Origin of the sequence: Methylacidiphilum infernorum V4 (genome assembly GCF_000019665.1) — a bacterium.
Classification (GTDB): Bacteria; Verrucomicrobiota; Verrucomicrobiia; order Methylacidiphilales; family Methylacidiphilaceae; genus Methylacidiphilum; species Methylacidiphilum infernorum.
The window spans coordinates 853,634-873,779 of sequence record NC_010794.1 but is presented as its reverse complement, the minus strand read 5'-3'; the positions used below and the strand labels follow the sequence as shown (position 1 = coordinate 873,779).

The following is a 20,146-nucleotide window of genomic DNA, read 5'->3' as shown; positions in this document are numbered from 1 at the left end:
ATTTGAAAAATGACGTTGAAGATTTTCTGCAAGCATATTCCACGGAAATATTTTATTTTATAAAATCAGCCATCCCAAAGAAACGACAATGAACCGTTACGAAGTAGAGCTCAACGAAGAACAAAAAAAGGCCGTGACCGCCCCCTTGGGACCAATCCTTGTTATCGCCGGAGCGGGTAGCGGTAAAACGCGCACTTTGACCTACCGCGTTGCATACCTTATTGAAAAAGGCATTAACCCCGGACGCATACTTTTGGCTACCTTCACCAACAAGGCCGCCCGGGAGATGCTCAACCGCGTAGATCGATTGGTCAATACGGATACCTCTCAGATTTGGGGAGGGACTTTTCATCATCTTTGCCATAAAATTTTAAGAAACCATGCAAAAACGATCGGCTTTGAGCAAAATTTTACAATCATCGATCGAGAGGATTCGATCCAGCTGCTTACAGGGTGTATCGAAGAGCTCAATCTTAAAAGGGGCAACAAGCTTTTCCCCTCCCCCGAAGCTTTACTAGAAGTCTTTTCTCTCGTCGTAAACAAAGTAAAGCCCATTTGGAAAACCCTTGAAGAATCATTTTCTCATCTTGCCATCTTCAGCGACGAAATAACCAAACTAGAGTATTTTTACAGGGAACGTAAAAAAAAATTACTGGTTTTTGATTATGATGATCTTTTATTTTACACGGTAAAACTTTTTCAAGAAAAAGAGAACATCCTTAAGTTTTATCAAAGCTATTTCGAATATATTCTCGTCGACGAATACCAGGACACAAGCCGCATCCAAGCAGATTTTATCGACCTGCTCGGCCAGAGTTCTCAGCGGGTCATGGTAGTGGGTGATGATGCCCAAAGTATCTATTCATGGAGAGGAGCGGAAATTGAAAACATGCTTAACTTTCCAAAGAGATATCCTTCAACAGTAGTCATAAACATAAAGACAAACTACCGGAGCACGCCCGAGATTTTAGCTCTAGCTAATGCAGCAATCGAAGGAAATCAATTTCAGTTTCCCAAGGAATTAAGAGCCGCAAGGAAAAGCCTTCAAGAAATCAAACCCCAGCTCCTCCTCTGCTATTCAACTGCCGTCCAATCTCAAGTTATTGCCGAATTCATCGAAGATTTCAGAAAGCAGGGGATAGAAGCCAAGGAAATGGCTATCCTTTATAGGGCCCATTTCCATGCCCTAGAAATGCAACTTGAACTGACCCGAAGAAAAATCCCGTTCGAAATTACCAGCGGCATCCGCTTCTTCGAACAAGCCCATATCAAGGATATCTGTGCTTTCTTGCGTTTTTTCATCAACCCCTACGATGAAACTGCCTTCAAGAGAATTGTCAAAATGTTTAACGGGATCGGCCCCAAAACCCTATCCCAATTATGGGCTGAATACCTTGCTTCTTCAGGGTCAATAGAAAAGCTTCGTCCGCCCAAGGCAGCGGAAAAATCCTGGATGAGTTGGCTCGATATCCATAAGGAACTTTCTTCTCCAGGATATGCCCATCAACCTTCCAAGCAACTTGAAAGAATCCTTCACGGAGTTTATGCCGATCATTTAAAAATGCTTTACGAATGCTATCAAAGGAGGCTCGAAGATATCGAAGAACTCATCAATTTTGCCTCCTTGTATAATTCGACAGAAGATTTCCTTGCGCAAATTTCTTTACTTACAGGCGTAGATACGGTCCAGGAGCAACGGGGAGGAGTACGGCTCAGTACCATTCACCAGGCTAAGGGTTTGGAATGGAAAGTCGTATTTATAATCATGCTCTGTGAAGGGCTCTTCCCTTCCAATTATTCTTTAAACCATCCCACCCTGCTCGAAGAAGAAAGAAGATTGTTTTACGTTGCCGCTACCCGGGCAAAAGATCGACTCTTTCTTTGCTACCCTGCAAGGAGGTCTTTCAACAACCGCCAGTCGACTTACTTCCCATCCCGTTTTCTTGAGGAACTTCCCAAGCATCTTGTCATTAAAACAAAATTCGATAGATACTCATGAACGGCAACTTTGTTCATCTCCATCTCCATTCTGAATACAGTCTTCTTGACGCATCAGCGCGGATTAAAGACGTTGTCAGTAAAGCCAAACAGCTGGGCATGCCTGCCGTGGCCCTGACCGATCACGGCAATCTTTATGGAACAATTGATTTTTACAAGGCTTGTGTGAGTCAAAACATCAAGCCCATTATCGGATGCGAGGCTTATATCACATCGGGAAGCCGGTTTGACAGGAAAGGAAGCAGGTCCCACATCTATCACATGACCCTGCTCGCCAAAAACAACCAAGGTTATAAGAACCTTTTGAAGCTCATCTCCAAAGCTCACCTAGAGGGATTTTATTACAAGCCTAGAATAGACCTTGAACTGCTCAAAGAACACAAGGCCGGGTTAATCGGCACAAGCGGATGCATGAACGGAGAGATTCCCCAAAAAATACTTGAAGGAGATCTGAAGGGAGCAAAGAAATTGGCCGAAGAACTGAGCCGGTTATTTGATCCCAACTGTTTTTATCTTGAAATACAAAATCACGGCCTAAAGGAAGAAAAAGAAATAAGAGAGGTGCTTGCCGATTTCGCCCAAAGTCTTGGCCTGCCTTTGGTGGCCACCAACGACGTTCATTACGTAGAACAAGAGGATGCCCAGTTTCACGACGTTTTACTCTGCATAGGGACGGCAAGCCAAATCCATGATCCCAAGAGAAAAAAGTATCCATGCCCCGAGTTTTACTTCAAGACTCCTCAACAAATGGCCGAGTTGTTCAATGAATTTCCTCAAGCTGTGGAAAATACCGCGAATATCGCCCGCCTCTGTGATGTAACTATAGAACTGGGCAAAAACCATTTTCCTTCTTATACCCTTCCATCTCCTTATAAAACCCACGGAGAATATTTAAGAACGCTCTGTTATGAAGGTCTCCAGAAAAGGTACGACAATATCAGTGAGCAGATAAAAGAAAGGTTGGAATACGAGCTTTCTGTCATCGAGCAAACGGGTTTTTCGAGTTATTTCCTCATCGTTTGGGATTTCATCCATTATGCAAAAAAAGAAGGCATACCCGTCGGTCCAGGTAGAGGGAGTGCTGCAGGGAGTCTAACCGCCTATGTTCTAGGAATAACCGATATTGATCCAATCAAATATGGCTTGGTTTTCGAAAGATTCTTAAATCCTCAAAGAGTTTCTCCCCCGGATATCGATATTGACTTTTGTTATAACCGAAGATCGCAGGTCATCGATTATGTAAGGAAAAAATATGGAGAGCGTTCCGTGGCCCAAATCATCACCTTTGGCACACTGGGGGCAAAAATGGCTGTCAGGGATGTAGCCCGAGTTCTTGGGATGAGTTACCAAGAAGCCGATCGGATAGCCAAAATGATCCCTCCTGATCCTCAATTGACCTTGGAGAGAGCAAGAGAACTGAATCCACAGCTCGATCAACTTTGGGAAAACGATCCTCAAAGCAGGGAAGTTCTGACCATAGCTACCAAGCTTGAAGGGTTAACAAGACAAGCCGGAGTTCATGCTGCCGGAGTCGTGATTTCAGAAGGAGACCTGCTTGATTTCATTCCCCTGTCCCGGGGTGAACATAACGAGATCGTAACCCAGTGGTCCATGGAACCTATTGCCGAAATAGGGCTACTCAAAATGGATTTTTTGGGACTCAAAACCCTGACCGTTATTTCTGAATGTTTAGCCTTGATAAAAGAAAAAGAAAATATACTTCTCGATCCCAAACAATTTCCCCTTGATGACAAGAACACTTACGAGCTTTTGGGGCGAGGACAAACCATTGGAGTATTTCAACTGGAATCTTCGGGCATGGTGGAGCTCGTCAAAAAGCTCAAGCCCGGGAACATTGAAGACATTATCGCTTTAGTAGCCCTTTACAGACCGGGACCAATGGAAAACATCCCGGCCTATGCGGATAGGAAACTAGGAAAAGTGCCCATTACCTATGATCATCCTCTTCTAGAACCCATTCTCAAAGATACGTACGGGGTGATGATTTACCAAGAACAGGTTATGCAAGCAGCCAACGTTCTTGCAGGGTATTCCCTGGGAGAATCCGACCTGCTCAGGAGAGCTATGGGGAAGAAAAAGCCTGAAGAGATGCGCAAGCAAAGGGACCAGTTTATCAAAGGTTGCAAGGAAAAAAACAATATTCCCGAAGAAAAAGCGATTCAGATTTTTGAAACCCTAGAAAAGTTTGCTGGCTACGGTTTTAATAAAGCCCATAGCGCCTGTTACGGCTATCTTGCTTATGTTACCGCCTATTTAAAAGCCAATTACCCGGTTTTTTACCTGTGTACACTTCTTTCCTATGAATCCGGGGACACGGAAAAAATAGAACTGCTTGTATCCGAATGCCGGAGAATGGGCATCGGGGTATTGCCTCCGGATATTTCCAAAAGTGAAGTCCGTTTTTCGGTCGAAGGCGGCTCCATCCGGTGGGGACTATCGGCTATCAAAAATGTCGGAGAAGCAGCCGCTGAGGCCATAGTTGAATCGAGGAAAAAAAGGGGCTCCTACCATTCTCTCTTTGATTTATGCTTAAGGATAAGCGGTCGAACTTTAAACAAAAAAATCCTAGAGAGTTTAATTAAGTCGGGGGCTTGTGACAGCCTCGGGAGAAGTCGAAAGGAATTGTTAGAGAGTTTGCCTGCAGCTTTATCCGCAGGAAGCATAACCTCAAAGGAAAGATTAAGCGGTCAACAAAACCTTTTTGAAGAGCATAATTTCATTGATCCTACCGATCGGCAGTCCAGCGCAAAAGGTGAAGACTACCCATTGAACATCCGTCTTCACTGGGAAAAAGAACTCTTAGGAACTTACCTCAGCAGTCATCCCTTGGATGAATGGATGTCGTGGATAAGGCTTTTTCAAAACGAGCCTATCTCCTCCTTAAAAGAGCTTGCCGATAATAGCCGGCTTTATGTCCCCGGGATGATCACCCATATTGAAAAGAAAACATCCCAGAAATCCAAAAAGCCGTATTTTAAACTGATTCTCGAAGACCAAACGGGTCACATCGAAGTCATCCTTTTTAAGGATAATCTGTCGAGTTCCTTGATCGATCACTGGACAACAACAGCCTTTGTCGTGGATGGACAACTCAGCTGTAGGGAAAATGCGGTTTCGATCCGATCTGAACATCTTTACACCATTGAAGAAGCCCTGCAAAGCTTACCGACATCTCTTGTTATAACCGTAAAAGAAGGACAGGGGGGAGCTGATCCATGGAAAAAACTCTACGAGCTTTTCCTGGAAAACCGTGGCGACATCCCTGTCGTTTTTCGCTACGTTAAAAACGAGGGGATCATTTGCAACATCGAAGTGGGTAGAGAATTTTTTGTCAAGCTTTCCATTCCTTTTATGGAAAAGCTTTTCTCCCTGTTTACCCCCGGATCGATAAACCTGGAATTAAAGAAACCACAATACAACTCCTACTCGAGGAGAAAAAACGAACGCTCATCATGAACGCTGCAAGAATGAACATAAAAGTTTCTACACCAAGCAGAAATTACTTTGTACGTATAGGCAAAGGATTATTGCAGGAAGGCGGAAGTCTTGCCCGACAACTCAAGCTAGAAAAAAAAATAGCTCTTTTGTTTGATCAAGCCGTTGAAACTTACGCCACGACACTGATCGATTCTTTAAAAGCCCATGATTTCGAACCCCAAGCTTTAGCTATACCCTCTGGAGAGGGCTCAAAAAGCTTCAAAACTCTTGAAACAATCGTTACGGCCCTAGCCGAAATGAAACTCGATCGGAAAAGTACGATTATCGCCGTAGGCGGAGGTGTCTTGGGGGATGTAGCCGGATTCGCCGCTTCGATCTTTCTAAGAGGTATATCTTATGTTCTCGTTCCCACCACCCTCCTGTCCATGGTTGATAGTTCCATCGGGGGCAAAACGGGAATCAATCTCCCCCAAGGGAAAAATCTCGTCGGTTCTTTCTATCAACCTCTTGAAGTATGGATCGATCCGGAAGTTTTAGCTACCCTTTCCCCTAGGCTCATCAGTGCAGGCATGGCCGAAATCATCAAGTATGGCATGATCAGCGATCAAAAGCTGCTGGACGAAATTGAAAAAAAAGAGCAATCCGACTTGCTCTACCTCATAAAAAGGAGCGTCGAGATAAAAGCGGAGGTCGTAGGCGAAGATGAACGGGAACAGACCGGCCGAAGGGCTATTCTCAATTTTGGTCATACCCTTGGTCACGCTCTTGAGGCAGCCAACGGTTACAAAGATCTCCTCCATGGAGAAGCCGTAGCTATTGGGATGCACGCCAGCTGCCTGCTTTCTAACCGCCTGCTGTCTTTCCCCGATGAATCCACCCAAAGATTGAAAAAAATTTTACAACTCTATTCTCTTCCGCTCAAAGCCAGGGGTCTCTCCAAAAAAGATGTGCTCGAAGCCCTTCAATTGGACAAAAAAAGAGAGAGGGGAACAATCAGTTGGATACTTCTTCAAAAAATCGGCCTACCTATAACCAGTAAGGACATAACAAAAGAGGATATCGATTGGATCTTGAAAGAGGTTCTTGCCTAACCTAGAACTATCGGCCTTTATGGACGTATCAAAAATACGATTATACCTCCGGCTTTTACAGGCAGCAAGCATAGGATCAAAAACAGCCCTAAAAATGATCAAGGCCTTGGGAAACATCGAAAATGTTTTCCAGTCTTCCCCAAGGAACATATCTGAACGATGTGGGCTACCCACAAAAATGATCGAGAAAATCTTCAAGCCAGAAGAGAAAACCTGGATCGACCAGCAGATTAATCTTTGTCTCAAGCAGCAAATCGATATCGTTTGTTATGAAGAGGAGTTTTATCCTCCTTTACTCCGGGAAATCGACTCTCCTCCCCTCTTGCTTTTTATAAAAGGAAAAATTCCGAAACATTGGCAAAATGCCATTGCTCTAGTCGGGACGAGAAATCCTACCCCTTATGGAATACAAACGGCAAGAAAACTGGCTTACCAGATAGCCTATGCCGGGTTTCCCGTTATTTCCGGCTTTGCCCTAGGCATAGATACCCAAGCCCATCTCGGAGCCCTTGCCGCCAATGGAACCACATGGGCTGTCCTGGGATCGGGTATCGACCACTGTTATCCTGCGCAAAATTATGAACTTTCAGAAAGAATATCGGCCCAAGGCCTTCTTATAAGTGAATTTCCAATGGGAACAGCTCCAACCCGTTTTACTTTTCCGCTGAGAAATAGAATAATAAGCGGACTGTCTGTCGGAGTGGTTATTGTAGAAGCAGCTCAAGGAAGTGGAGCTCTTTTGACGGCTCAACTGGCCCTTGAACAAGGAAGGCTTGTTTTTGCCGTTCCCGGAAGAATCGATAATCCCTGTTCCTTTGGCCCCAATCAGCTCATTAAACAAGGGGCAAAGCTCGTTGACCAGTTGCAGGACATCCTAGAAGAAATCCACTACTTGCATCCCAAGGTCAAAGTTGACTCAAAAAAGATGAACAGAAAGGATCAAACCCCAATAGCGATAGAGCTTTCCAAGGATGAGCGTTTGGTTTATGAAGCTTTAAATGACCAAGAAATGTCGTTAGATGAACTTGCAGAAAAAACGGATTTGGCCGTCTCTGTGCTTTGTCCCCTTCTCATTCGCTTAGAGATGAAAAAAATCGTCCAACAGCTTCCCGGAAACCGTTATGCCAAGATCTAGAAAACTTAAAAAAAAATCAACACGAGATTGCCAGAGGCCTTGGGGTCGATGGATCAACTTGATAAAAATACTTTTGCAATCAACAGTAGCATAAACATAGATGATAATGGTGTAATTCTCCATGGGCAAAACATTAGTGATTGCTGAAAAACCGAGTGTAGCTCAAGATATAGCCGAAGCCTTAGGAGGTTTTCCTAAGGGAAGAAAAGACATTTATGAAAATGACCGGATGATCATCAGCTCGGCGGTAGGTCACGTCGTCGAGCTCTGTCTTCCCGCTGAAATGGACAGCCGTCATAGGCAGTGGTCTTTATCCAACCTCCCCATACTGCCTTCTTCCTTTTCTTTAAAACCTATTCAAAAACACAAGGACAGGCTCAATCTCCTCCTTTCACTGCTCCACAGAGAAGACGTCGACCTTATTATCAATGCCTGTGATGCTGGAAGAGAAGGAGAACTGGTTTTTCGCTATCTCATCCGTTTTGCACAAGTCAATAAGCCTATCCAAAGACTCTGGCTACAATCCATGACCAAGGATGCCATTATAGAGGCTTTTAAAAATTTAAGACCGCTTAGAGAAGTAGAAGGATTGGCTTGTGCTGCGGTCTCCAGGTCTGAAAGTGATTGGCTTATCGGGATCAATGGGACAAGGGCCCTCACAGCTCTTCACTCCAACTCCAAGGGCTTTAGACTCACTTCCGTAGGGAGGGTTCAAACTCCAACACTGGCACTCGTTGTCGAAAGAGACAAAGAAATCCTCTCTTTCCAACCAAAACCATACTGGGAAATCCTGGCCACCTTTAGATCCAAGCAGGGAGAGTACAAGGCGAAGTGGTTCTCAAGGAATTCCCAACATGAAGGAGAAGATAACCATCCCGAACGGATAGAAAATGAGGATCAATGCCAAAGTATCATTGAAAAATGCTTGAACAAAGAAGGGATAGTCACCGAAGAAAAAAAAGTTTCCCAGCAATCCCCTCCCCTTCTCTACGATCTGACCAGCTTGCAAAGAGAAGCCAACAACCGTTTTGGTTTCAGTGCTCAAAGAACTTTGCAGATTGTACAATCCTTATACGAAAATCACAAACTGATCACCTATCCACGAACCGATTCGAAGTTTCTCCCCGAGGACTATGTCCCTAGAGTCAAGGAAGTCCTGAAAAACCTTTCCCATGGTCCCTTCGAGACTTTCGCCCGGGAAATTCTTTCCCAAAATTGGGTTCAGCCCGCCAACAAGATTTTCAATAACCAGAAAGTTTCCGATCATTTTGCCATCATTCCTACGACGCACAAGCCGACTACCCTCAATGCTAACGAGGAAAAAATCTACCAATTAATCGTCCGGAGATTCTTGGCCACCTTTTATCCTCCAGCCCAGTGGGAAATCACCAAAAGGATAACGGTTGTCGAAGAGGAAAGCTTTAGGACTGAAGGCAAAATACTCAAGTCGGCAGGATGGTTAAAAGTGTACAGGGATTCCAATCCTGCCCAAAACACGGAAGAAGACGTCCTTTGTCCCATAGAACAGGGAGAAAAAGTGCTTAACCTGGCGATGGAAAAAATCGCCAAGGAAACTAAACCTCCTGCTCATTTTACCGAAGCGACACTCCTTTCGGCCATGGAAAGTGCAGGCAAGCTCGTCGAGGATGAAACACTCAGAGAAGCGATGGCCAAGAAAGGGTTAGGGACGCCGGCAACAAGAGCCGGAATTATCGAGGGACTCATAGAAGATGGCTACATAAGAAGGCAAGACGGCAAGGCCCTGGTTGCCACTCCTAAGGCCTTTGCCCTTATAGAACTGCTTTCTGCAGCCCAAATCCAAACTCTAAGATCTGCAGAACTCACCGGGGAATGGGAATTTAAGCTTCAAATGATGGAAAAAGAGAAATATTCCCAGGAAAAATTCATGGAGGAGATCTACCAACTCACGGCTTCAATCGTGGATAAAGCCAAGGCCTTGGGATCAATCGCCAACGTGAAAAAGGCTCTTCCCTTGTTTACCCCCCAAGGTAAAGCTATTGAAGAAACTCTCTACGAGTATCAAGCCCCGGATGGCTCTTTTCATGTTAATAAATACATTGCGGGTAGACCGTTATTTCCCGATGAACTGGAAAAATTGATCAGTCAAAGAACGATCGGGCCCTTGAAAGGATTTTATAACAAAAAAGGTCAACCCTTCACGGCAACCCTAAAACTGGAAGATGAGAGGGGAACCCTCCGTTTCGAGTTTGAAAAAGATGAATCCCAAGGAGAAGATAAACAGATCCTTTCCGAGGAATCTCTTGGTTCTTGCCCCATAGACAACTCCCCTGTTCTCGAAGCCAAGGAATACTACGCCTGCTTGAATTATTTTTCCGATCAAAACAGCCACAAATGCCCTTTTAAAGTAAACAAAAAGATTTTAGAACAGGAGATTTCAAGAGAAGAGATGAAAAAGCTTCTCCTTGAAAAAAAGACTTCTTTGCTTACCCACTTCCGGTCCAAAAAAAAGAAAAAAAACTTTTCTGCCTATCTCGTTTTAAAAGATAAAGGAAAGCTTGGCTTTGAATTCCCTGCCGGGGCAAACAACAAGAATAGGACTTCTTCTTCCACTCAAAAGGAAAAGAAAGAGAAAGAAACAGCTGCCAAGAAAAAGCCTAAAAGAAAAAAAACAAGTAATCAGCCCACACCCAAGAAAGGAGAGTCATAAAAAATGGCTGGAGAAATGACCTTCAGCTTTAAGGTTTGGCCTCAAGAAACTTTCGACTTTTTCTTCCTGTTTATTTCTTGGGGACATTCAAAAACAAATTCGAGGCAAGAACACCGAAGACAAGGAGGCATCCCATGAGCGCTGAGCTGGAAAACATCGATCTCTACGTGGAGTATTGGAATGCGGCAAACTATCTTTCAGCAGCCCAATTTTATTTAAAAGAAAACCCCCTTTTGCGCGTCCCTTTAAAATCCGAACACCTTAAACCCCGGATCCGTGGACATTGGGGATCTGCTCCCGGTCTTAATCTCATTTACGTCCAGCTCAACCGGTTAATCCAGAAAACCAACTCCCAATTCCTTTTCATAACCGGTCCCGGCCATTGTTCATCGGCAATACTCGCCAATCTCTACCTGGAAGGGACCTATACGGAATTTTACCCGGAAATAACCCAGGATATCGATGGGCTTACCCTCTTTTGCAGGCAATTCTCGTCTCCTGGAGGGGTTCCCAGCCACGTGAGCGCGATGACACCCGGATCGATCCATGAAGGAGGGGAGTTGGGTTATTCTCTTCTGCACGCCTTTGGAGCGGCCTTTGATCATCCAGAGCTTATTGTTGCTGCAGTGGTAAGCGATGGGGAAGCGGAGACGGGACCCCTAGCCGCAAGCTGGCAATCGATCAATTTTCTGAATCCTTCCAGGGATGGAGCCGTCCTTCCCTTTTTCCACGTCAATGACGGTAAACTCTCGGGTCCAACCCTTTTTGGAAGGATGGAGGATCAAGATATAGCCCTCTATTTTTCCGGTTTAGGATACGAGCCTTTCTTTGTTTGCGGCAGTGATCCCTACAAGGTCCACACAGAGCTAGCCCAGGTTCTCGATAAAGCTTACTTGGCCATTCGACAAATCCAAAACGAAGCCAAGGAAAAGAGGCTGAAGGGTAAGCCCAAATGGCCCATCATCATATTCAGGACTCCCGACGGATGGACGGGACCAAAAGAAGTAGATGGAGTACGGATCGAAGGCACCTACCGTTCTCATAGGAGCCCGCTCATGGACGTGCGAGAAAATCCTGAACATTTAAAAATTCTCGAATCTTGGCTCAAAAGTTACCATCCTGAAAAGCTTTTTGATGAAAAAGGAAAGCTCAGAGAGGATCTGCAAGCCCTCGCCCCAAAAGGAACCCTTCGGATGGGATCAAATCCCTATGCTAATGGAGGTGGCTTGCTCGTAGACTTGGCGTTGCCCGATTTCACCGAATACAGGGTGCCCGTCAAGCAACCGGGGAGCTCCTTTTCTGAACCCACCCATGTCTTGGGAAAATACATTCGTGACGTGATGCGGAGAAATCCCAACAACTTCCGCCTATTTTGTCCCGATGAAACCGATTCCAACCGGCTCTCCGCGGTATTCGAGGTAACAAACCGCTGTTTTGTTTCCAAGACGTATCCAGAGGATGACCATCTTTCTCCAGATGGAAGAGTAATGGAAATTTTGAGTGAACACTGCTGTCAAGGATGGCTTGAGGGCTATCTGCTCAGCGGAGGACATGGCTTGTTAGTCTCTTACGAAGCTTTTGCCATGATCCTCGATTCCATGGCCAGCCAGCATGCCAAATGGCTAAAACTCTACCGAGAGATTCCTTGGAGAAAGCCCATAGCTTCCTTAAACTATCTTTTGTCTTCCCACGTTTGGCGGCAGGAATATGATGGTTATACTCACCAGGGACCGGGATTTATCGATACCCTGATCAACAAAAAGGGCCATGTAATCAGGATATATCTCCCTGCCGATACCAATACCCTGCTCGCCGTGATGGATCACTGCCTAAGAAGCAGAAACTATATTAACCTGGTCATCGCCGAAAAACAACCTTCCCTGGACTGGTTAGACATGAACGAGGCTCGGGCCCATTGCGCCCGGGGAGCTTCTCTATGGTCGTGGGCAAGCAATGACAGGGGCAATCCAGACATTATCCTCGGATGTGCCGGGGATGTCCCTACCCTCGAAACCGTTGCTGCTTCTTGGCTTTTGCAAAAGCATTTTCCCGAGCTCAAGGTAAGAGTCGTGAATGTCGTTGACCTCATGACCCTTTCTCCCCCAGCCTACCATCCCCATGGAATGGATGATATCAATTTCATTAATCTCTTTAGCGCTTCTCAACCCGTACTTTTCGCATTTCATGGGTATCCCCGGATGGTTCACGATCTTGTTCATGGAAGGCCCAATCCCGGCAGATTTCACGTTCGTGGCTACCAAGAAGAAGGGACAACCACTACATCTTTCGACATGGTTATATTAAACAAGATGAGTCGATACAATTTGGCTATTGACGCCATCAAGTATGCTCTCAAGGGGATTCCCCATCTTCGAAGCAAAGCCGAAGAATTAATCGGTTTCTTTGAACAGAAGATCGTCGAACACTCGACCTTTGTCCGGACGCATCTCGATGACATGCCCGAGATAAAAAATTGGACATGGTCTAACCCGGCGGCGGAGCAGTAGGAAAACTTCTCTTCATGAGCTTTCCTTTCTTAATTTTTTAATTTTCGTAGCCCATATCCAAAAGGTTATGATTAAATAAAGAACCGCACAGAACCGAAAGGTATCATCCACTGCCAGGATATAGCTTCGTTGGATGACTGTCTCTGCATAGACTTTTAATGCTTGCAAAGAATCCAGTCCCAAATCCCTGAGTTTTTGCAGGAACTCTACAACTTGAGGATCGAACATACTGCGGGTTTCTACCAATCGGCGCAGTTGAAAGACGCTGCGGTGTTCAAGAAGTGTGCCCAGAAGTCCAGAACCCACGGTAAAAGAAAAAGTTCTAAGAAGAATACCGCAGTTAATGGCCATTTGCTGATGGCGAGGCGAAAGTCCTTCAATACAGATGCGGTTAAGGGGGGGAAGGATGCCCACCATCCCTCCCAAAAAGATCTGGGAAAGCAAAACGGATTGGACAAAAAATGACCGCCGGTTAAAAAAATCGTAGGTGCTCGTCATGTAACAAAAAAGGGCAAGTAATCCAAAACAAAAGCTTGCTATGGGCCTGGGATCGGAACGATTCGACAAGTAGATAGACAAAGGGTAAAGAAAGGGAAGAACCAAAAGCATCGGAGGCAGAGCTAAGGTGGAAAGAAAAGAGCTGTAACCTACTTGTTGAAGAGCCCCAATGAGGATAGAAAAGGCTCCGTAAAGAGCTCCAAAAGAAAGGGGGCCGATTAAGTTTGCAATCAAGAAATTAGGAATCAAAAAAAGACGCACGTTAAAAAAGGGATCTTTTTCTGCTAATTCCCAAATGAAAAAAAAGATCAAAGAAACAACGCCCAAGAAAAAAAGGACATTTATAAACAAAGAATTATACCAGTCTTCGTCTTGCCCCCGGGAAGCAAGGGTTTGAAAGGAAAAAAAACAAAGGGTGATCAATAAAAAACCAACCCCATCGAAATGAACATGGCTGATTTTTTCCTCTCTTTTCCCGAGGAAAACCCAGAGGAACATTAAACACAGCCCATGCAATGCGAAATTGGCGGTAAAATAATCTCTCCAGTTCCAGTGGAGTTCCTGCATTAAACCTCCAACAGTCGGTCCCAAACCAAAAGTAGTCATGAGCAGGAACCCAAAGAGAGTGGTCACAAAAGGCCATTTATTTACTGGGTAGAAATCCATGAGCACGTATTGACAAAGCATCATTACGGCTCCTGCAGCCAATCCCAAGGGCAACCTCATGCCAAGGAAAAGGTAAAAGTCCCCCGTATAGGCCAGGATAAAATTACACACGATCAGAACGACGACCGCACTCAAAAGAGACCGAACCCTACCCCATGCTTGGGAAAGCCATGGGCTTAGAAACATGCCCAATGCCCTTCCTACAAAGAAAATCGTCGAAGTCCAGGTGGCATGACTCGGACTTTGTCCCAGTTCACCCACGGCATGCCTGTTCATGACCGCATAGCTTGAAGAGCTGTAAACCGCCAATAAAAATTCAGCAGCCAAGACAAAATGCAGCAAGACAAAGGCAAAAGGAAACTTTTGCGACAAATTTCTCCGTGAAGCCACCGCATGAGGTTTATTCATAAAATATATTTATCATTCCAATATAAATATGAATATAATGACGCGTTGCCCTTTATTAATATTCCTTATACCTATTTAAAAAGCTAAAGGATAAAACCTATTTTCCATCCTTTTGAAAACAACTCTTTTTTGTTATCGAAAAAATAAGAAAAAATAAATTTGCATTGATATTATTAATAGTATTTCCAGAGGAACGATAAAATTTCTCTTATAAATTGCTTTATATTTTGAAAAAAAATTAATAATCTAAATTATAAGCTTTAGTTTTTAGGGAAATTGTCATTTGAATGTGATAGAGAAAAATGCCTTTAGAACCCCAAAAGAAAGTCCGTCCCTTTTTTCTTATTCTATTACAAGCGGTGCTCAGTATCGAATTTCTCCTGGGAACTTATAGCCCTCCTGCTTACGCCACTTTTAACCTCTACCCGGCAGGAGATTTGGGAGTAAGTCCCAGTCACGCTTCCTGGATATCCACGATTTATTTTGCGGGTCAAGCTTTTGGTCTGTTTATAGGGCCATGGCTTGATCGGGCCTTAGGAAGGGTTAGATCCCTACTTTGGGCCATCTGCTTTTTTGCCCTTTTTGATTTTGTTGTTGCCGTAAGCACTGACTACTATCTATCTCTTTTCTATAGGCTTCTTTTGGGCATTTCAGGAGGAAGCACCATGACGCTATGCCAACTCAATCTCCTTGACTACTATCCCATCAACCGCTGGCCGTTTGTTAGCGCCTACTTCGGTTTTCTTCAGGTGTCTGTTTTCGGTTTCGGCCCCGTACTAGGAGGTTTCATCAATGAAAATTTCGGTTGGAGGGCCTATTTCCTTACGAGTTTTTCCCTGCATCTTTTCTGTGGGCTCATTGCAAGCTGGATTATGCTTTTTCTTCCTGAAAAACCTCCCGAGCATAAGAGAGAAAAAGTCTCCTTTGACTGGGTTGGATTTATGCTCCTTTTCTTTTCCGCCCTCTGTTTTCAAACCCTCGTCACTCGAGGCCAGGATGAAGACTGGTATAATTCCACTTTCATTGACCTCCTTTTTATTTTTGGGACCATTTCACTCGTCTACTTCATCGTATGGGAAACAGGCGAAAAAAAACCTTTTGTGAATGTCAAACTTTTTTTAAAACCAACCTTTGTCGTTTCCGTGATCGTGGCTCCTATCTCCTTTGCCCTCGTTTACGGGCTTTTTTCAACCCTGGTTTTTAACTTGCAACTTTTAAAAAGTGCGACCAATTTTTCCTCTTTCCAAGCGGGTTTAGCCATGGCCCCCCTCCTTTTTTTCCTGCCCTTTCTTTATCCCGCCTCCGTCTTCCTATCTCCTAGAATGGATCCTCGGCTGCTTGCTTCTCTTCTCTTAGCCATCCTGGGTATTTTTTGCTATTGGACCGGATACTACGATTTTTTTAGAAAAAGGGCTTTTTTTGACCAGTTTTTTAACCAATACGTCCTCCTGAGCCAGGTACTAAACGGGGCCTATGTAGGACTGATCCCTCCATTAAATGCGATGGCTATCCATAGACTATCCCGAAAAAACCAGGAATCGGCGGTCAATACAGGGATTCTTTTACGGACCTATTTTCTTACCTGGGGCGGGGGACTGCTAGGGACAATGGTCATGGAACACAGGAGAGATTTTCAACAGACAAGACTCGTCGAATCATTTTCCGGGCAAAACCCTGAAAGTATGCAGCTCATTGATTCCTTGAGAGGGCTAGGTCTTACGGATCTACAAATCCAATCCAAGCTTGTAGAACAAGCTGCCAACCATTCCGTTATCCTTGCTCTGGACGACACCTACCGGCTCTGCAGTTGGATATTTTTCTTTATGGCCCTGCTCGTTTGGTTCCCCTCGCTGGGAAAAAGGAATAAAGAAAAATTTTCTTAACCTTTCTATAATGGCTGTCTAAAAAGTTAACAAAATGTAAGTATTTTATAAGCTGATAAAATAAAATGATTTATCTTGTCATTGAAAGATCGGTAAAGGATAGAGCTTTTTCTTCATGGATTCTTTTAATCCTACTTGGGGTAACCCTATTTCTGTGCGGGTGTGCGACATTGCCTAAGGACACCCGCATATCCACACCCATAGAACCACCCCAAATCAAGCAAACCCTCTCCACGGAATTTGACCCTTCTTCTGAAAAGATCGTCAAAAAATGGCCCTTGAATAACTGGTGGGAAGGGTTTCACTCCCCCGAAATGAACCGGATTATCACTATAGCCCTGGGGAAAAACCCGGACTTGAAAGCCTCCTTGGCAAGAATCCACCAGGCGTGGGCAGTGGCTGCAGGGGCCCGGAGCCGCTACCTGCCCTCCTTTTATTCCACCCAGTTTCTTTTTCCCGTTCCCTTCGGAGTTCTTCAACTTCCGGGAAGCAGCTTTTTTGGTCCTTTTGGGGACAACAGCTTCTTTTTCTGGAGCGTGATTCCCGCCCTTGCCAACTACCATCTCGATCTGTGGGGAGAAGATAAAGCCCGAGTCCGGGCAGCCATTGGAATGGCCAGGGCAACAGAGGCCGAATTTGCCCTGTCCAGGCTCTTTTTAAGCACGACCTTGGCAAGTCGCTACATTCGATTGGCTTCGGCTGAAGAAGAGCTAGAGCTTGCCCGCAGCGGTCAACAGATCATGCAAGAACTCTTAAAGCTGGTGCAGATGAGAAAAAAGAGTGGTATTGAAAACCTCCTTCCCGTTCATACTATTGAACAGAGGTTGCAAACCGTCACCCAGCAAGTCAATAGCCTGGAAAGAGAGACAAAGATCCTTCGCGATGAAATTGCCAGGCTTGCAGGCCAAAGTCCCGATTGGGGTAAAACGATTTTGGCCAAAGAACCCCACTTTCCCAAAAGGTTTCCTTTACCCCAAAGCCTCCCCCTGGATCTCCTCGGAAGAAGACCTGACGTGGCTGTAAGTAAGTGGAGGGCCGAAGCCTTGGCCCACCAAGTTAAAGTGACCAAGACGGCATTCTATCCTAACCTTGACCTGGTCAGCTTAGTCGGTTTCGAAACCTTGAATTTCGCCACCCTATTTCTTAATCCCGCCTTGCCCCTTTTGTATATTGCCGGTCCTGCCTGGAACTTACCGATCTTTACCGGGGGAAGGCTCAGTGCCGAACTCGTCGTTGCCCAGGAAGAATACAATATCGCCGTCGAAAATTACAATAGCACCCTTCTATCGGCCTTTCAGCAAGTAGCCGATGCCTTAGCCGTCTGGAAGGAAACGGATAAAAACCTTGAATCCCAGGAGCAATCAACCCATGCCGCTAAATCCAACGCTGAACTTTCAGCCAGGCTTTTCTCGGCTGGGATCAATACGAAAACCGACCTGTTGGATTTGCAATATACATTGATCCAGTCTCAAATAACATTAAGCGGTAGAACGGCCGAACATTTAGAGGCTGCGGTCGGGCTTTTCTTAGCTTTAGGAGGAGGATATGACTCCATTGAATGAATCCGAAGAAAAGAGAGAAAAGAGGGGCAGTCAATGGAAAAAATGGGTGAGGCTTTTAAACCGATCTATTGTTGCTTCCACTCCCCCCAAATACCGCAGGAGGGTCATTCGCAACAGGAGGCTTGTTCTTGTGTCTCTGGCCATCCTTTTTTTGGGGGCCCTTTATTTTCTTCTCTGGCTTTTTATCTTTAGCCGCTATGTCATTACCAACGATGCCTATGTTATAGGCAACCTCGTTCCCTTGAAGTCACAAGTCAGCGGGGTCGTGACCGAGGTTCTTTATGAAAACACCCAGCTCGTTCACCAGGGAGATGTCCTGGTGAGGTTAGATCGGCTGGATTCCCGTGTTGCCTTGGAACGAGCCGAAGCCAACCTGGGAGAAACGGTGAGAAGGGTAGAAGACCTTTTTTTCCAAGTTCAAGTGAACAGGAATCGGCTGCTTGCCGAAATAGCCAGGTTAGATAGGCTAAAACATGATCTGGCACGCTACAAAAGCGTTGTATCCTATGGAGCTGTTTCCGAACAACTGGTCGACGACACCGAACAACAAGTCAGGGAACTGGAAGCCCAAGTCAATCAAGACCAGGCTTCTTTAAACGACGCCGAATCACAAATATTCAACACCAAGATCGAAGATCATCCCCTCGTCAAGCAGGCGGCAAGCGAATTAAAAAATGCTTACCTTGATTATGTCCGTAGGGAAGTTTATGCTCCCGTTACAGGTTATATTGCCAACAGGAAAGTCCAACCCGGGGATGAAGTGCGTCCGGATACTTACCTGCTTTCTGTTGTTCCCCTCGACTACCTCTGGGTAGAAGCAAACTACAGGGAAAGAGAAATGAAAAAAATTCGTCCGGGCCAACCCGTTACCATAACCGTGGATTATTACGGAAGAAGGCTTATCTACCACGGTCAAGTCGAAGGATTGCATCCCGGAACGGGAAGCGCCTTTGCCCTGCTTCCTCCTGAAAATGCTACAGGCAACTACATTCATATCGTCGAAAGGGTCCCCGTAAGGATAAGGCTCTCCAGCGAAGAATTAAAAAAACATCCCCTCAGGCCCGGCCTTTCTGTTATAGCCGTCACCCATGTAGGCAAAAAAGGCGAGCATATTTTGAGTTCACTTGTCAAGTTTCCCAAAGAAAAATACGAGGCTCACGTTTATGAAAGGGAACTTGATGGAGCCGACCAGTTGATTCAAAAGGTCATTGAAGCCAACCTTTACAAAAACCGCCTGCCCCAACCCCTACCGTTAGAAAGAAAAGAAAATCATGAATAAATCATTAACTTTTTTAATATTTTATTTTGACTATCATTTCAATTTTTGGCAAAAAAAAGAGATCCTCATTCATAACAAGGTACTTAGATGATTCAAAAAAGAGTTTTGTTTTCTTTTGTCTTCCTCCTTATTGCTCCCCTGTGGACCACCGCTTACTCGGCAGCCAATTTCAAGGATGACGATAGCGTAGCCGTAGAAAATACCGATGCTCGAGCAAAAGAGCAGCTTACAAAATCATTGAAAAATTTTTCTCTCGATCAAGATTTTCATTACCACGGCGGGGTTTATGCCGCCCTTTATGGAGGGGGCGGATACCTCGATTCAGACCGTTGGAATTATACCGATACGCAGGGTAACATCGGCATGGGAAATTATGGAGGAAGCTGGGGTGGAATTGGAGGATTAAAAGCGGGCTACCAGTTCAAGGGATGGAAAATCGGCCGCTCCCCCTACAGGATTACCGAAGCTGTTGAATTTGACGGCTTTTATGCGGGTTATTCCAACCCCATGAACGGGTATATCGGATCTTTCTCAGGTCCCGTATTTCACGGGAAGAGCGTGAGCCCGGACATGCAACTTAACGTAGGGATTATGACCATCAATGACATCACCAAGCTTATTACCCCTTACCGTTTTGCCCCTTACATCGGATTTGGCGTTGGAGGAGGAATCGTCACCGCTTCCAATATCACGGGTCTTGCTCCGGCGGGAGCAGCCGATGTCACCCACTCAAGCACAACGGGAGCCTTTGTATTAGCCGAAATCTTGGGTGCTGAATATTATCTTACCGATCATCTCAGTATCTTTATCGAAGGCAAATTCATCTACTTTGATAGTTCCGTTTCTATTTTTAAAAATGTGGAGAGGTTCGACATCATGACCAGCTCGGCTGCCAAAGCGAGTTTTGCTTTGAGCAATTTCTTCCAGTACATCGGGGTTGCGGGTGTTAAATACGTATTCTGGTAAGAAGA

The 20,146-nt window shown here is 45.1% G+C and carries 11 protein-coding genes; 10 read left to right on the top strand and 1 reads right to left on the bottom strand.

What is annotated here, in order from left to right; translation table 11 throughout:
- Positions 1-88: 88 nt before the first annotated feature.
- The 6 genes from MINF_RS04070 to MINF_RS04045 all read left to right on the top strand — a co-directional run bounded on the left by MINF_RS04070 (position 89) and on the right by MINF_RS04045 (position 12,879).
- Positions 89-1,999, top strand: coding sequence for an ATP-dependent helicase (locus MINF_RS04070; protein ID WP_012463246.1), 1,911 nt, complete (start codon positions 89-91; stop codon positions 1,997-1,999).
- A complete protein-coding gene (locus MINF_RS04065) occupies positions 1,996-5,475 on the top strand; it encodes a DNA polymerase III subunit alpha (protein WP_012463245.1) in 3,480 nt (1,159 codons plus the stop codon). Before MINF_RS04070 ends, MINF_RS04065 begins: the two co-directional genes overlap by 4 nt.
- The gene (gene aroB, locus MINF_RS04060) at positions 5,472-6,548 is read left to right on the top strand and encodes a 3-dehydroquinate synthase (RefSeq protein WP_012463244.1); all 1,077 of its coding nucleotides are present in this window, start codon (positions 5,472-5,474) and stop codon (positions 6,546-6,548) included. The genes MINF_RS04065 and aroB overlap by 4 nt, the downstream gene beginning before the upstream one ends.
- A 19-nt stretch (positions 6,549-6,567) precedes the next feature.
- On the top strand, positions 6,568-7,683 hold the full coding sequence (dprA, locus tag MINF_RS04055) for a DNA-processing protein DprA (protein WP_148205127.1): 1,116 nt from the start codon (positions 6,568-6,570) through the stop codon (positions 7,681-7,683).
- A 121-nt stretch (positions 7,684-7,804) separates the two neighbouring features.
- Positions 7,805-10,372 (top strand): DNA topoisomerase III, encoded by a 2,568-nt coding sequence (locus MINF_RS04050; protein ID WP_012463242.1) that lies wholly within the window; start codon positions 7,805-7,807, stop codon positions 10,370-10,372.
- A gap of 134 nt (positions 10,373-10,506) precedes the next feature.
- On the top strand, positions 10,507-12,879 hold the full coding sequence (locus tag MINF_RS04045; protein ID WP_012463240.1) for a phosphoketolase family protein: 2,373 nt from the start codon (positions 10,507-10,509) through the stop codon (positions 12,877-12,879).
- Positions 12,880-12,891: 12 nt separating this feature from the next.
- Here MINF_RS04045 and MINF_RS04040 read toward each other — a convergent pair whose 3' ends face one another.
- Positions 12,892-14,451 (bottom strand): MFS transporter, encoded by a 1,560-nt coding sequence (locus MINF_RS04040; protein WP_012463239.1) that lies wholly within the window; start codon positions 14,449-14,451, stop codon positions 12,892-12,894.
- Positions 14,452-14,753: 302 nt separating this feature from the next.
- Here MINF_RS04040 and MINF_RS04035 point away from each other — a divergent pair, with 302 nt between their 5' ends.
- The 4 genes from MINF_RS04035 to MINF_RS04020 all read left to right on the top strand — a co-directional run bounded on the left by MINF_RS04035 (position 14,754) and on the right by MINF_RS04020 (position 20,141).
- Positions 14,754-16,334, top strand: coding sequence for an MFS transporter (locus tag MINF_RS04035; RefSeq protein WP_012463238.1), 1,581 nt, complete (start codon positions 14,754-14,756; stop codon positions 16,332-16,334).
- Between the two features lie 65 nt (positions 16,335-16,399).
- The gene (locus tag MINF_RS04030) at positions 16,400-17,896 is read left to right on the top strand and encodes an efflux transporter outer membrane subunit (protein ID WP_012463237.1); all 1,497 of its coding nucleotides are present in this window, start codon (positions 16,400-16,402) and stop codon (positions 17,894-17,896) included.
- Complete coding sequence (locus tag MINF_RS04025) at positions 17,880-19,175, top strand: efflux RND transporter periplasmic adaptor subunit (RefSeq protein ID WP_012463236.1); 1,296 nt, start codon at positions 17,880-17,882, stop codon at positions 19,173-19,175. Before MINF_RS04030 ends, MINF_RS04025 begins: the two co-directional genes overlap by 17 nt.
- Positions 19,176-19,262: 87 nt before the next feature.
- Entirely contained in the window at positions 19,263-20,141 is an 879-nt protein-coding gene (locus MINF_RS04020; protein ID WP_012463235.1) for a hypothetical protein, read from the top strand.
- The last annotated feature ends 5 nt before the right edge of the window (positions 20,142-20,146 follow it).

Coding starts and splice junctions, on each gene's coding strand:
- MINF_RS04070 (WP_012463246.1), top strand. CDS start 89: ATGAACCGTTACGAAGTAGAGCTCAACGAAGAACAAAAAAAGGCCGTG.
- MINF_RS04065 (WP_012463245.1), top strand. CDS start 1,996: ATGAACGGCAACTTTGTTCATCTCCATCTCCATTCTGAATACAGTCTT.
- aroB (WP_012463244.1), top strand. CDS start 5,472: ATGAACGCTGCAAGAATGAACATAAAAGTTTCTACACCAAGCAGAAAT.
- dprA (WP_148205127.1), top strand. CDS start 6,568: ATGGACGTATCAAAAATACGATTATACCTCCGGCTTTTACAGGCAGCA.
- MINF_RS04050 (WP_012463242.1), top strand. CDS start 7,805: ATGGGCAAAACATTAGTGATTGCTGAAAAACCGAGTGTAGCTCAAGAT.
- MINF_RS04045 (WP_012463240.1), top strand. CDS start 10,507: ATGAGCGCTGAGCTGGAAAACATCGATCTCTACGTGGAGTATTGGAAT.
- MINF_RS04040 (WP_012463239.1), bottom strand. CDS start 14,451: ATGAATAAACCTCATGCGGTGGCTTCACGGAGAAATTTGTCGCAAAAG.
- MINF_RS04035 (WP_012463238.1), top strand. CDS start 14,754: ATGCCTTTAGAACCCCAAAAGAAAGTCCGTCCCTTTTTTCTTATTCTA.
- MINF_RS04030 (WP_012463237.1), top strand. CDS start 16,400: ATGATTTATCTTGTCATTGAAAGATCGGTAAAGGATAGAGCTTTTTCT.
- MINF_RS04025 (WP_012463236.1), top strand. CDS start 17,880: ATGACTCCATTGAATGAATCCGAAGAAAAGAGAGAAAAGAGGGGCAGT.
- MINF_RS04020 (WP_012463235.1), top strand. CDS start 19,263: ATGATTCAAAAAAGAGTTTTGTTTTCTTTTGTCTTCCTCCTTATTGCT.